The sequence below is a fragment of the Pseudomonas sp. 05T35 genome, from assembly GCF_056396605.1.
On the sequence record NZ_JBFTLU010000080.1, the window covers coordinates 1 to 13,976 of the forward strand.

The 13,976-nt window shown below is 58.8% G+C and carries 11 protein-coding genes and 1 pseudogene; 4 read left to right on the plus strand and 8 right to left on the minus strand.

Features of this window, described 5'->3' with window-relative positions; genetic code table 11:
• Nucleotides 1–74 precede the first annotated feature (74 nt).
• Together AC1DH9_RS08625 and AC1DH9_RS08630 are read right to left on the minus strand one after the other, a co-directional pair.
• Nucleotides 75–827, minus strand: coding sequence for an anti-sigma factor family protein (locus AC1DH9_RS08625; protein WP_427545323.1), 753 nt, complete (start codon nucleotides 825–827; stop codon nucleotides 75–77).
• A complete protein-coding gene (locus AC1DH9_RS08630) occupies nucleotides 824–1,330 on the minus strand; it encodes an RNA polymerase sigma factor (protein ID WP_103316169.1) in 507 nt (168 codons plus the stop codon). The genes AC1DH9_RS08625 and AC1DH9_RS08630 overlap by 4 nt, the downstream gene beginning before the upstream one ends.
• A gap of 160 nt (nucleotides 1,331–1,490) precedes the next feature.
• Between AC1DH9_RS08630 and AC1DH9_RS08635 the strand changes: the two genes are divergently transcribed.
• Nucleotides 1,491–2,582 (plus strand): catalase family peroxidase, encoded by a 1,092-nt coding sequence (locus tag AC1DH9_RS08635; protein WP_427545325.1) that lies wholly within the window; start codon nucleotides 1,491–1,493, stop codon nucleotides 2,580–2,582.
• Entirely contained in the window at nucleotides 2,579–3,121 is a 543-nt protein-coding gene (locus tag AC1DH9_RS08640; RefSeq protein ID WP_427545327.1) for a cytochrome b, read from the plus strand. The genes AC1DH9_RS08635 and AC1DH9_RS08640 overlap by 4 nt, the downstream gene beginning before the upstream one ends.
• Nucleotides 3,122–3,239: 118 nt before the next feature.
• Here the strand turns inward: AC1DH9_RS08640 and AC1DH9_RS08645 are convergent, their stop codons facing one another.
• Nucleotides 3,240–4,391: a M14 family metallopeptidase gene (locus AC1DH9_RS08645; protein WP_427545329.1), complete on the minus strand. Its 1,152-nt coding sequence runs from the start codon at nucleotides 4,389–4,391 to the stop codon at nucleotides 3,240–3,242.
• Between the two features lie 519 nt (nucleotides 4,392–4,910).
• Nucleotides 4,911–5,252, minus strand: a complete 342-nt coding sequence (locus tag AC1DH9_RS08650) for a DUF6124 family protein (RefSeq protein WP_477808053.1) — start codon at nucleotides 5,250–5,252, stop codon at nucleotides 4,911–4,913.
• A gap of 129 nt (nucleotides 5,253–5,381) precedes the next feature.
• On the opposite strand from AC1DH9_RS08650, the gene AC1DH9_RS08655 reads away from it, so the two are divergent.
• Nucleotides 5,382–6,047 (plus strand): LexA family protein, encoded by a 666-nt coding sequence (locus AC1DH9_RS08655; protein ID WP_427545333.1) that lies wholly within the window; start codon nucleotides 5,382–5,384, stop codon nucleotides 6,045–6,047.
• 42 nt (nucleotides 6,048–6,089) lie between these two features.
• Here AC1DH9_RS08655 and AC1DH9_RS08660 read toward each other — a convergent pair whose 3' ends face one another.
• From AC1DH9_RS08660 to AC1DH9_RS08675, 4 genes are read right to left on the minus strand one after another with little or no spacing between them, the layout of a single operon-like run.
• Nucleotides 6,090–8,039 carry an acetyl/propionyl/methylcrotonyl-CoA carboxylase subunit alpha gene (locus AC1DH9_RS08660; protein WP_427545335.1) on the minus strand — a complete coding sequence of 650 codons (1,950 nt, stop codon included), beginning with the start codon at nucleotides 8,037–8,039 and terminating at the stop codon, nucleotides 6,090–6,092.
• On the minus strand, nucleotides 8,039–8,854 hold the full coding sequence (locus tag AC1DH9_RS08665; RefSeq protein ID WP_427545337.1) for a gamma-carboxygeranoyl-CoA hydratase: 816 nt from the start codon (nucleotides 8,852–8,854) through the stop codon (nucleotides 8,039–8,041). The genes AC1DH9_RS08660 and AC1DH9_RS08665 overlap by 1 nt, the downstream gene beginning before the upstream one ends.
• Before the next feature lie 13 nt (nucleotides 8,855–8,867).
• On the minus strand, nucleotides 8,868–10,475 hold the full coding sequence (locus tag AC1DH9_RS08670; protein ID WP_477808054.1) for a carboxyl transferase domain-containing protein: 1,608 nt from the start codon (nucleotides 10,473–10,475) through the stop codon (nucleotides 8,868–8,870).
• 11 nt (nucleotides 10,476–10,486) lie between these two features.
• Nucleotides 10,487–11,650: an isovaleryl-CoA dehydrogenase gene (locus AC1DH9_RS08675; protein ID WP_145015246.1), complete on the minus strand. Its 1,164-nt coding sequence runs from the start codon at nucleotides 11,648–11,650 to the stop codon at nucleotides 10,487–10,489.
• A 251-nt stretch (nucleotides 11,651–11,901) separates the two neighbouring features.
• Between AC1DH9_RS08675 and AC1DH9_RS08680 the strand changes: the two are divergent.
• A pseudogene (locus tag AC1DH9_RS08680) lies at nucleotides 11,902–13,382 on the plus strand (AMP-binding protein).
• Nucleotides 13,383–13,976: the final 594 nt, after the last annotated feature.

Below are 13,976 nucleotides of genomic sequence, written 5' to 3' on the forward strand. Positions count from 1 at the left end.
GACCAAAACAGGCGGTTGGTACAGCTTTTTGCCTTTGGAAATCACCGTTCAGTCAGCCTGATTCGATGTGAGCATTAGAACCTTAGCTCTTGCTTGAGCATCTGCGTCGCCGGATCCCGGGCCTCGCTGACCATCGCATAGTTGTACCCGGGCCCCGACCAGTACTCGGCCTGCAACTCGCCGTCGCTGCGACTGCCGCGTGGCAGCAGGTAGTTTTTCGGGCCTGGCGGACGGACGTAGAAACTGATCTTGCGGCCGCTCTGGTCTTCGTACATCACCATCGCTGCGGGACCTTGCTCGGTGCTCAACAACCGCCCGCTGACCGGTTTGAACCCCGAGTTGGCGAGGTCCGGCAGGCGATTGGCCTGGGAGAAGTAATGGTCGAGCCAGCGCTGCATATCGCCGTCATCGGTGACGGTGTAATCGGCCGGCAGGATGCCTTGCTGGGCGAACATCCGGTACGCCTGCAGTGCGTCAGTCATCGGTAGGGTTGCACCCACCATGGTCATTTCCCGCGCTTGCCAGCCGCCCAGGCCACCGACGCTGACCGCGATCAGCAACACGGCGGCGCTGGCCAAGTGGCGGCGGGACTGTCGTTTCAGACGTTGGCGAATCACACTGGGGTCGAGGTTCGGGTTGGGCGGTTGCTGCAAGGCGCCGCTCAAGGCTGCACGCAGTTGCTGGGCGTCCTGTTGCCAGGCCTGAACCTGCTCGGCAACGTGCGGGTTGGCCGCCAGGTACGTTTCCACCCGTCGCCGGTCCGCGTCGTCGAGTTGATGGTCGACGTAGGCGTGCAGGTCACTGACGCTTGGGGGCATGCTGATCATTTGAGTATCCGCAAAGAAGGGCTGGTGATTTCGCCGTCGCTGAGCTGGCGCAAGGCCTGGCGAGCGCGGGACAGGCGAGACATCACGGTGCCGGTAGGAACGTCGAGAATCTCGGCGACCTCCTTGTAACTCAAGCCTTCCACCGAGACCCAGAGCAACAGCGCGCGTTGCTCGGTGGTCAGTTTGTCGAAGGCTTGCAGCGTCGATTGTGCCAACACCGTGCGCTCGACCGAGGGCTGGGCTTCGTCGCGACCGGTGAAGAACTCAAGCATTCGCGCGTAGCGCCTTGAGCGTCGATGGGCGTCGAGAAACTGTCGATACAGAATCGAAAACAGCCAGGCGCGCAAATCGCCGTCCGGGCGTTTGTCGCCCCATCCCGACAGCGCCCGCTCCAGGCACGACTGCACCAGATCGTCAGCGTTGCTGGGGTTGCGCGTCAGCGACACGGCAAAACGCCGCAGCCTGGGGATGAGTTCACGTAACGGTTCGTCGAGATCGTTCATGGAATGCTGGCTAGTCATTACGCTTCGGATCAGGAAGACGTCCGGCAGTGGAGGTTATTCCAGCAGTGGAAAAATAAATACCGGACCGTGGAATAAACCTCTGCGGGCTTCGTCTGATTGATCCTTTCCACCGGTGGCCCACGGCCCTGGAGATGTTCACATGGTTGATCGTTCACCGCCGCCACGGCCTGACAAAATTCCCTTGAGCCGCGTGAGCCTGGCTTTGCGCCTGGCCGGTATCGGCGCGGTAGTCGCCACACTGGCCGGGGCCTTTGCCTACGTCAATGGCACGTTTGACCCACAGCGTCTGACACCAAAAGCGCTGGTCGACGTGCTGGAGAAAAACAATGGCGTACACCCGGGCTTTCGGCGCAATCACGCCAAGGGCGTGTGCGTGGCCGGGTATTTTGAAAGCAGCAGCGAGGCGCGCCCGTATTCAACCGCCCAGGTCTTCAGCGCAGCGCGAACGCCGGTTGTCGGGCGTTTTGCGTTGCCCAGCGGCAATCCCTACGCACCGGACAGCAGCGTGCCGATCCGCAGCCTGGCGTTGCGCTTCAAGCAGGCCAACGGTCAGCAATGGCGCACGGGAATGAACAGCATGCCGGTGTTCCCGGTGGGCACGCCTGAAGCCTTTTATCAGCTACAACAGGCCCAGACACCCGATCCGGCCACCGGCAAACCCAATCCTGCGAGCGTCCCGGCGTTTTTTGCCACACACCCGGAAACCGTGCCGTTCCTGCAATGGATCAAGAGCGCCAAGCCATCGGCCAGTTACGTGACCGAGACCTACAATGGCATCAACGCTTTTTATCTGGTCAACGCCGCGGGTCAGCGTCAGGCCGTGCGCTGGAGCGTGGTCCCCGTGGCGCGAGATGCGGTCGGCGCCAGTGCCCCCGAAGGTGCGGACTTTCTTGAAAAGGATCTGCTCCAGCGCTTGAAGAGCGGGCCGTTGCGTTGGCAGCTGAATATCACGCTGGCAACGGCTGCCGACCCGATCAACGACGCCAGCAAGGCCTGGCTGGGTGAGCGCAAGGTCCTGAACGCCGGGACGCTGGTGCTGGAAAGTGCCCAGGCGCAAAACGATGGCGAATGCCGCGACATCAATTACGACCCGCTGGTCTTGCCGAGCGGTATCGAGGGTTCCGAGGACCCGTTGCTGGCCGCACGTTCGGCAGCTTATGCCCGTTCTTACCTGCGTCGAACCGCTCAAGTCGAGCAGTTACCCACCGCCAAACAGGAGTCGCCACAATGAGCGCGCACCCTCATCATTTCACTCCGCTGGCGCGGCTGCTGCATTGGCTGATGGCGGTGATGATCATCGCCATGCTGTTTATCGGTACCGGCATGGTCGCGTCAGTCTCCGAGCGCCATGAATGGCTGATCCACCTGCACAAACCGTTGGGCGTGGCGATTTTGCTGTTGGTGATTGTGCGTCTGTTTGTACGCTTTTCGACTCGCCAGCCGCCATTGCCGGCAGACTTGCCGGGCTGGCAGGCATTGGCGGCCAAGGTATCGCATGGGCTGCTTTACGCGTTGATGCTGATCCTGCCGTTGCTGGGCTGGGCGATGATTTCGGCAGCAGGGGATCCGGTGATGCTCGGCAGTTCGTGGCAGTTACCCTCGATTGTGCCGGCGAATGCGCTGCTGTTCGCCTTCCTGCGTACGGCCCACGGGTATCTGGCGTACGTGCTGTTTCTGACCGTTCTGTCGCACCTGGCAGCGGCGCTGTTCCATGGCTGGGTGCGTCGTGATGGGGTGTTGCAAAGCATGTTGCACGGCAAGGATCACTGATCGGCTGGCACGGCGTATCGCTCAGGTGCGCTGCTTTTTAGCGTCAGCAGCCAATAGACCAGCGCCGTCGAGTGAAAAATGGCTGCACGTCGTACCGGCATGCAGCCATTGAGAGGCATCAACGCAGGGTGCCAACCATCTCCGCAATCGTCGACAACACATCCTTGCCCAGATGCATCGAACGCTTGCCCGACCAGCCGGTGCGGGCATTCGGTGCGTCGTTGTTGTCCTTGAATGGCATCTCCAGCGTAAACGACAGGCAATCGAACTTCTCGCCGACGCTGTTGCAGGCCAGGGTCATGTTGGCCTGGCCCGGGAGGTCGCGGGCGTAGCCGTGGGTGGTCTGGAAGTCTCGGGTCAGGTGTTTCAGATGACTGCGAAAGTGCTCTTCGAGCTTGGCGATTCGCGGGGTATAGCCCGGGTTTCCTTCGCAGCCAGCAGTGAACACGTAGGGGATTTCTTCATCGCCGTGGATATCGAGGAACAGGTCGACACCGTACTTCTCCATTTGCTGTTGAACGAAGAGTACTTCCGGGCTGGTGTCCTGGCTCGCGCTCTGCCAGGCGCGGTTGAGATCCTTGCCCATGGCGTTGGTCCGCAAGTGACCATGGAAGGCGCCGTCCGGGTTCATGTTCGGCACCAGGTACAAATCGGCACTGGCCAGCAGTTTGTTCAACTCGGGATCATTGTGCTGTTGCAGACGTTCGATGACACCTTCCATGAACCACTCGGCCATGTGTTCGCCAGGATGCTGCTGGGCGATGATCCAGACCTTGCGCTGGCCCTCGGCGCCGCTGCCTTTGCGCAACAATTGAATATCCCGGCCTTCGACGCTTTTGCCGGTGGCCAGCAGTTCGGTGCCAGCCTTGCTCAACGCCTGGTCGATCAGCCAATCGTGGCGTCCGCGGCTGTAGGGTTCAAAGTAGGCAAACCAGGCGTGAGTCTCGGTGGCTTCGAGGCTGAAGCGCAGGCAGTCGCCTTCAAAGATCGTCGGCACACGGAACCAGTTGACATGGTCATACGAGGCTACCGCCTGGTAACCGTCCCATGCCTTGTTATAAGAGGATTTACTGGCGTTGTTCAGTCGAAACCAATGTTCCTGGCCGACGTGCAGACCACTGGCCTTGAAGTGAAACCACTGGAAATGCTGACTGCGGGTATCGGGTTTGATGGCCAGCAAGGCTTGTAACGGATTGCTGATATCCAGCACCTCGATGTTGCCGCTGTCGAAGTTGGCGGTGATCTCAAAGGAGCGGTGGGCCACGGTCATAATCTATTCCTGAGTATGATTTTTATGGCTGTTACTTTACACGCAAGGGTGGGAAAACCGAGGGCAATTTGCGCGGGGATAATATGGGGGGCGTCGTCCTTGACGCAGCCGCAGCTTAGTGTTTCTGCGATTGATTCTCAAGTGCTGTTTTGGGTGGACTAAAGCCCGTGCTTGAGCGGTCTGTTGCAAAAAGATGCTCTTTTGATATCATCCGCGCCATCGAATTCAGCAGCACCCGTCTTCATTAGCCTGAAGCCATAGCCAGAAAAACTGGCAAAAAAAAGACCCGGCAAAAAGCCGGGTCAAAAACCGTGATTAGCCTGATGAGGAGATATTCCAGGAGTCCGACCTAAGGTCTCTTGGTCTATCGACTGATCTCGCGATCAGCTGCATGCAATAATAATCATTATCATTTGCAAGTCAAATGTTTTCACCTGCCTTATAGGAAAATTTTCCTGTGGCTGCCCCAAACGTCTGCAGCTGAGTCAGATCGCAGCGTCTCTAATTGTGTTTTCCTGCTCATCCTTTCTGGTCACCGTCCAGGGACCTGTCCACCATGGCCTTGGCCATGTCGATYATGTGTACCACTGAAAATGCCAGGTCGCGGCTTGCACCATGCAGGTTGTCTGCCGACTCGTAAGCGGTCGCGGCGGCACAGCGCAGCAAGTCCGATGCATGGACCAGAGCTTCCTCACTGCTGACGTTACGGTTTACATCGAAAAATCGTTCTGCGACTTCGAATTCTGAAACAGTTGGTTTCAAGTAATAATCCAGGGCGCGTTGGGCTGCCGCACAGCCCTTGAGCGAGGTGAAGTTCGCGTCGATTTCTTGTTCGGCCGTGTCTTTGCGGGTGATATCCATGGTGGGTAATGCTCCGTGAGTGGGGCGATTGAGTAATTTGAATCCTAGTACAAATTGTATTTATGACGAGAAATTAAATACTACAATGTGTGTGTTGAGGGTCCGACTACGCGAAGTATTGTTCCGCCCATGGATAAATGGATTGAGTTGGTCAAGGCCAAGATGAGTGAACTCAAAATCACTCAGGAAAAGCTCGCAGAGCGTCTCGCAATGTCTCAGGGTGGCGTCGGCCATTGGCTGAACAAGCGTCGCCAGCCCAGCCTCGAGGATATGAACCGGGTGCTTCGGGAGCTGGGGCTGGGGTTTCTCGAAGTCGCCCTGGTGATCAGGGAACCCGAGCTTGCGAGTGACGAGGCACAAGAGGGCGATTACGAGGTGTCGCTGGCGCAAAAATACAACCCGTACTTCCGCTACCCGGTCAGTGACTGGCGTGGTATCAGTGAGGTGCGCGAGACTGCGCCGGCCGCTTATGCCAAGGGACGTCACGAGTTATCGGATTATCACGCCCAAGGCCCGGCGTTCTGGCTGGTCGTGGTCGGCGATGCGATGACCGCACCGAGCGGCATCAGTATTGCGCAAGACATGCTGATTCTGGTCGACCCGGCAGTTGAGGCCGTACCCGGCAAACTGGTGATCGCGCAGTGGCCAGACAGCGCCGAAGCGACGTTCCGCAAGTTGATCGAAGAGAGTGGCCAACGGTATCTCGTGCCGCTGAACCCGACCTACCCGAAAGTCCTGTTTACTGATGAGTGCCGAATTATCGGAGTAGTGGTGCAGGCAACTGCCAAGTTCTAGTCAGACAGGTCCTACGGCGTAGGACCTGTCATCAGACCGCGATTATTCCAGCTCCACCAACGCRCTGCCTTCGTTGACCATCTCGCCTTCCTGGCAATACAAGGCCTTCACCACACCTGCATGGGGCGCACGAATGCTGTGCTCCATCTTCATGGCTTCCAGTACCACCAGTTGCGCACCGGCTTCGACCGTTTGCCCTGGCGCTACCAATATACGGACGATGCTGCCATTCATTGGCGCGGTCAGACCGCCCTGATGACTATGGCTGGCTTCGACCGCGGCGATCGGGTCGTAAGGTTTGATGCAGCGCAGCTCACCTTCCCATTGCAGGTACAGGGTTTCACCCTGGCGGATGGCGCGATGCTGACGACGCAAGCCGTGATACTCGATCAGCAATTGCTCACCGTTGAGCTCGGCGTTGCGGGTGTCGGCGGGGGCCAGGGTGATTGCTCGGTCCTGGTCTTCGCAGCTTAAGTGCAGCGTGGTTTCTGCTGGCAAGCCGGCACGGAAACCGTTACCAACGGCCCATGGTGAACCCGGGTCATCGGCGCGTACATGGTGTGCCTGGCTTTGCGCAAAGGCTTGGGCAGCGGCTTGCCAGAACTCATTGCTGAGTTCGTTTGGCGCTGGCAGTAATTGTTCCTGATAGCGTGGGATGAATCCGGTATCCAGCTCAGATGCAGCGAAAGCCGGGTGACCGATGATTCGGCGCAGAAAGTTGATGTTGGTCTTCAGCCCGCCAATAGCGAACTCATCCAGCATGCTCAGCAGCCGCAAACGAGCCTGTTCGCGGTCCTCGCCCCAGGCGATCAGCTTGCCAAGCATCGGATCATAGAACGGCGAAATGCTGTCGCCTTCCTCGACACCGCTGTCGACGCGCCTGCCCGGGCCCGCAGCTGACTCGCGGTATAGCGCCAGGTGTCCGGTGGCCGGCAAGAAGTCATTACTTGGGTCTTCAGCATACAAACGCACTTCAATCGCATGGCCGAGCAATGGCACCTGCGCCTGAGTCATGGGCAGCGGCTCGCCTTGGGCGACGCGAATCTGCCACGCCACCAGATCGAGGCCGGTAATGGCTTCTGTAACCGGGTGCTCGACCTGCAGGCGCGTGTTCATCTCCATGAAGAAGAACTCACCGCGCGAATCCAGCAGAAACTCCACGGTACCTGCGCCGACATAACCGATCGCTTGCGCCGCACGGACGGCCGCTTCTCCCATGGCTTTGCGTAGTTCCGCGCTCAGGCCGGGGGCGGGCGCCTCTTCGACGACTTTCTGGTGACGACGTTGAATCGAGCAATCACGTTCGTTGAGGTACAGGCAGTTACCGTGCTGATCAGCGAAGACCTGGATTTCCACATGCCGTGGTTTGAGCAGGTACTTTTCCACCAGCATCCGCGAATCGCCAAACGAAGATTGCGCTTCACGCTGTGCCGAGGCCAGGGCTTCGGCCAACTGGCTGACGTCCTCGACCACTTTCATGCCTTTACCACCGCCACCGGCAGTCGCCTTGAGCAGCACCGGATAGCCGATGCGCTCGGCGGCATCGCGGAAGGTTTCCAGGTCCTGAGCTTCGCCGTGATAACCCGGTACCAGCGGTACGCCAGCGGTTTCCATCAAGGCTTTGGCGGCGGATTTGCTGCCCATGGCGTCAATGGCCGAAGCGGGTGGGCCGAGGAAAATCAAACCGGCGGCTTCAATGGCGCGCGCGAATCCGGCGTTCTCCGAGAGAAAGCCATAACCCGGGTGAATCGCCTGAGCGCCGCTGGCCTTGGCGGCAGCGAGCAGTTTGTCGATTTGCAGGTAGCTGTCAGCCGCTTTGCTGCCACCCAGGTCGACGCGGATGTCTGCCTCGCGGCTGTGCCGCGCATCGCGATCGGTGGCGCTGTGCACGGCCACGGTGGTCAGGCCCAGCGCCTTGGCGGTACGCATCACTCGGCAGGCAATTTCGCCACGGTTTGCCACCAGCAAGGTGGTGAGAACAGGGGCGCTCATCAACGCAGCTCCTTGGTGGTGGATTCAGGCTGCCAACTTGGCGGACGCTTCTGCAGGAACGCCCGCAAGCCTTCCTGACCTTCAGGACTGACGCGAATTCGGGCGATCGCGTTTTCACAATAGCGGCGCAACGCCGGGTTCAGGGCTCCGTTGCCGACTTCACGCAGCAGCTCCTTGCTTGAGCGCATGGCGTGCGGGCTGTTGAGCAACAGATTGTTGATCCATTGTTCGACCTGAGACTCCAGTTCGCTGGCCGGATAGCTTTCGCTGAGCAGGCCGATTTCCTGAGCACGTTGGCCAGTGAAACGTTCAGCGGTCAGCGCATAACGGCGTGCGGCCCGTTCGCCGATGGCTTGCACAACGAAAGGGCTGATCACCGCCGGTGCCAGGCCGATGCGCACTTCCGACAGGCAGAATTGCGCGTCATCGGCACCAATCGCCATGTCGCAGCAACTGATCAAGCCCAATGCGCCGCCATAGGCCGCACCCTGGACTACCGCCAGCGTCGGGATTTTCAGCTTGGCGAGGTTGTACATCAACTCGGCCAGCTCGCGAGCGTCGTCAAGGTTGGTGTGATAATCGAGTTCGGCCGATTGCTGCATCCAGGCCAGGTCAGCGCCAGCGCTGAAATGCTTGCCCCGCCCACGCACCAGCAGAAAACGCAGGCTCGGGTTGCTCTGGACCTTGTCCAGCGCGAGGATCAGTTCGCGGATCATTTCGGCGTTGAAGGCGTTGTTTTTCGCCTCGCGACTCAACCACAGCGTGGCGAAACCACGCGGGTCGGTCAGCAGTTCGAGGGTATTGAAGTCGCTCATGGTTTTCTCCAGATCACATCCGGAACACGCCGAAGCGGCTCGGTTCGATAGGTGCATTCAGCGATGCAGACAAGGCCAGGGCCAGCACGTCGCGGGTTTGCGCCGGGTCAATGACGCCGTCGTCCCACAACCGGGCGCTGGAATAGTAGGGGTGGCCCTGTTCTTCGTACTGATCGAGGATCGGTTGCTTGATCTCGGCTTCCTGGGCGTCGGAGAACGGATGACCGCTGCGTTCCGCCTGTTCGCGCTTGACCTGTACCAGCACGCCCGCGGCTTGCTCGGCGCCCATCACGCCGATTCGCGCGTTCGGCCACATCCACAGGAACCGCGGATCGTAGGCCCGTCCGCACATGCCGTAGTTACCGGCGCCGAAGCTGCCGCCGATGATCACGGTGAATTTCGGCACCTTGGCGCAGGCCACGGCGGTGACCAGTTTTGCGCCGTGCTTGGCAATGCCGCCGGCTTCATACTTCTGGCCGACCATGAAGCCGGTAATGTTTTGCAAGAACAGCAAGGGAATCCCGCGCTGGCAGGCCAGTTCGATGAAGTGCGCACCTTTCTGCGCAGCTTCGGCGAAGAGGATGCCGTTGTTCGCAAGAATCGCGATCGGGTAGCCGTGCAGGTGTGCAAAACCACAGACCAGTGTCGTACCGAACAGCGCCTTGAACTCGTCGAACACTGAGCCGTCCACGAGTCGCGCAATCACTTCACGCACATCGAACGGTTGCTTGGCATCGGCCGACACCACGCCGTACAACTCGTCGCTGCTGTAGAGCGGTGCGATTGGCGTAAGTTGTTGCAGTTCACCCAGTTTGCGCCAGTTGAGGTTGGCAACGCTGCGTCGGGCCAGGGCCAGTGCGTGTTCGTCGCTGTCGGCATAGTGGTCGGCCACACCGGAAATCTTGCAGTGCACATCGGCACCGCCCAGGTCTTCGGCGCTGACCACTTCACCGGTCGCGGCTTTCACCAGCGGCGGGCCGGCAAGGAAAATCGTCGCCTGCTGACGGACCATGATCGCTTCATCGGCCATGGCCGGCACATAGGCGCCGCCGGCGGTGCAGGAGCCCATKACCACAGCGATCTGCGGGATGCCCATGGCGCTCATGTTGGCCTGGTTGAAGAAGATCCGCCCGAAGTGCTCGCGGTCCGGGAACACTTCATCCTGACGCGGCAGGTTGGCGCCGCCGGAGTCGACCAGGTAGATGCACGGCAGGCGATTCTGTTGGGCGATGGTCTGGGCGCGCAGGTGCTTTTTCACCGTCAGCGGGTAGTACGAACCGCCTTTCACGGTCGCGTCGTTGGCGACGATCATGCATTCGACGCCTTCGACCCGGCCAATGCCGGCGATCACTCCAGCGGCGGGAACCTCTTCACCATAGACTTCGTAAGCGGCCAGTTGGCTGATTTCCAGAAAGGGCGAACCAGGGTCGAGCAGGCGATTGATCCGCTCACGGGGCAGCAGTTTGCCGCGTGAGGTATGCCGTTCCTGGGCCTTGGCGCCGCCGCCTTGCTGGACCTGGGCGAGTAGGGTGTGCAGCGCGTCGACCTGGGCAAGCATCGCCGCGCTGTTGGCCGCGAACTCCGCCGAACGAGGTTTGAGCTGGGTGTGCAGGATTGCCATGGACAGCTCCGTTAGCGGGTTTCGTTGAAGAGTTCGCGACCGATCAGCATGCGACGGATCTCACTGGTTCCCGCACCAATTTCATACAGCTTGGCGTCACGCAGCAGACGGCCTGCCGGGAATTCGTTGATGTAGCCGTTACCGCCCAGAATCTGGATCGCATCGAGGGCCATTTGCGTGGCGCGTTCAGCGCTGTAAAGGATTACGCCGGCAGCGTCCTTGCGGGTGGTTTCGCCACGCTCGCAGGCTTGAGCCACTGCGTACAGGTAGGCGCGGCTGGCATTGAGCTGGGTGTACATGTCGGCGACCTTGCCCTGGATCAGCTGGAATTCGCCGATGCTTTGGCCGAACTGTTTGCGGTCGTGGATGTACGGAACGATGAGGTCCATGCAGGCCTGCATGATCCCGGTTGGCCCGCCGGAGAGCACCACGCGCTCATAGTCGAGGCCGCTCATCAGCACTTTCACGCCACCGTTGAGCACGCCCAGGATGTTTTCTTCCGGGACTTCAACGTCATCGAAGAACAGCTCGCAGGTGTTCGAACCGCGCATGCCGAGCTTGTCGAATTTGTTGCTGCGGCTGAAACCTTTCCAGTCGCGTTCGACGATAAATGCGGTGATCCCGTGCGGACCCTTTTCCAGATCGGTCTTGGCGTAGATCACGTAAGTGTTGGCGTCCGGGCCGTTGGTGATCCAGGTCTTGCTGCCATTGAGCACATAGTGGTCGCCACGTTTGTCGGCGCGCAGTTTCATCGAAACCACGTCGGAGCCGGCGTTCGGCTCGCTCATGGCGAGGGCGCCGATGTGCTCGCCACTGATCAGCTTCGGCAGGTAGTTGGCTTTCTGTTCGTGGGTGCCGTTGCGGTTGATCTGGTTGACGCAGAGGTTGGAATGCGCGCCGTAGGACAGGGCGACCGAGGCCGAGCCTCGGCTGATTTCTTCCATGGCCACCACGTGCGCCAGATAGCCCAGGCCGGCACCGCCGTATTCTTCTGGAACGGTAATCCCCAGCAACCCCATGTCGCCGAATTTACGCCACAAGTCAGCCGGGAACAGGTTATCGATATCGATCTGTGCTGCGCGCGGGGCGATCTCTTTACTGACGAAGGCGCGGACCTGGTCACGCAGCATGTCGATGGTTTCGCCGAGGGCAAAGTTCAGGGTCGGATAGCTCATGGGGGCACCTTCAAACTTGTTTTTATAAATGGAGAATCGGCCTGCACAGCGCGCCGAATCGACTGTCACCTTTACGTTAACGTAAGCCTGTGACGAATGGCTGTCAATCATCCTTTACGTTAACGTCAACTTGAGCGAGAGTAGAGGCAGTTTCGAGGTTGAAAAACGAACCGTTTGCGTAGGAACAGCCAAGTCTGTCGCCGGCAAAGGTTCAACCGTCTCACCCACTAAAAAAGACAATAGGGGTCGTCATGGATCAACACAGTGCTCCCCCACAGCACAGCTACAGCCGTGGTTCACAGGACAAAGCCTTGCTGGCGATGACCATTGGTCAGGCGTTCGATAACACAGTCGCAAAGTGCCCTCAGGGCGAAGCATTGGTGGTGCGTCATCAGCAACTTCGCTACAGCTGGGCGCAATTGGCCGAAGCGGTCGATTTGCACGCCAGAGCGTTATTGGCGCTGGGTTTACAAACGGGGGACCGTCTCGGCATCTGGGCGCCAAACTGCGCGCAGTGGTGCATCAGCCAGTTTGCCAGCGCGAAGATTGGCGTGATTCTGGTCAACATCAATCCGGCCTATCGCAGTTCCGAACTCGAGTACGTGTTGAAGCAGTCCGGCTGCCAATGGCTGGTGTGTGCCGGTTCATTCAAGACATCCGATTACCACGCCATGCTTCAAGGCCTGGCACCAGAACTGGCCGAGCAATCCATTGGCCGTCTGCACTCTGAGCGCTTGCCGGATTTACGCGGCGTGATCAGTCTCGACGCGCAGCCGCCATCAGGCTTTTTGCCGTGGTCGCAACTGGCGGATCTTGGCGCAGGGGTGCCAGTTGAACAGCTCAAGGCACGGCAAAACAGCCTGCATTTCGACCAGGCGGTGAACATTCAATACACCTCTGGCACCACCGGTTTCCCCAAGGGCGCGACCCTCAGTCACTACAATATCCTCAACAACGGCTACATGGTTGGCGAAAGCCTTGGTCTGACGGCCAATGATCGCCTGGTGATCCCGGTGCCGCTGTATCACTGCTTCGGCATGGTCATGGGTAACTTGGGTTGCATCACCCATGGCAGCACCATGATTTACCCCAACGACGCCTTCGACCCATTGTTGACGTTGACCACTGTTGCGCAAGAGAAAGCCACCGCGTTGTACGGTGTGCCGACCATGTTCATCGCCATGCTCGATCAACCGCGCCGTGCAGAGTTCGACCTGTCGACGTTGCGTACCGGGATCATGGCCGGGGCAACGTGCCCGATTGAAGTCATGCGTCGGGTCATCAGCGAAATGCATATGAGCGAAGTGCAGATTCCGAGGCGATCGATCAGGCTGGCTGGATGCACACCGGAGATCTGGCGACTATGAACGAAGAGGGTTACGTCTGCATCGCCGGACGTAACAAGGACATGATCATTCGTGGTGGCGAGAACATTTACCCACGAGAGCTGGAAGAGTTTTTCTTCACCCATCCTGCGGTAGCGGATGTGCAGATCGTCGGCATTCCATGCGAGAAGTACGGTGAGGAGATCGTTGCCTGGATCAAGTTCCACCCCGGCCACAGCGTGAGCGAGCAAGAGCTGCAAGCCTGGTGCAAAGAACGCATCGCGCACTTCAAGACGCCACGCTACTTCAAGTTCGTCGAGGAGTTTCCGATGACTGTGACCGGCAAGATCCAGAAGTTCCGGATGCGCGAGATCAGTATCGAAGAGCTGAAAGCCAATAAAGGCTAACGACAGTCCTGTGGGAGCAAGCCCGCTCCCACAGGATGCGCGGCCAAAACTCAAATGCCAGACAGCACAAAGGGGAGCCGAAGCTCCCCTTTAATTTGTCGTTGCCTGCTCTTTTTTTATTATTAAGGGGCGGTCTGTTGTTGTTTTTGGCAACCGTGACCCTTTACCGCTGTTTCGGGCGACCCCCATCCGGGGTCAAGAGCAAACGTATTTTTTTGAGCGCTGATCTGCTTTTTCGCCAAGCGATCCAACCAGTTCGGGAGCTACCTGAAGGTAGTTTTATTGTTCTCTGCCCGGTTGCGGGTTACTGCAAGCAGCACCCTGAAAAGCACACCTTCTCCAAAAAAATCTGTTAGCTGCGTCTCTGCCGTGTTGTTTTTGTTATGTCAGAGTCGTTACGTCTTATTTTTATTAGGTTTGCTGCTTTTTATTCTTGTTATGCCATAGAGATAGCAGAAGCCATGCCAACTTTTTAAAGTGCTTTAAAAACAACAACTTAGAATTTTGTAGGACAAATCGTTCATGAAAATTCGGTCAGGTTGTTTCCGTGTTACTCGTTTTGTTGCGGTTGCGGTAACACCGCCGACACATCAC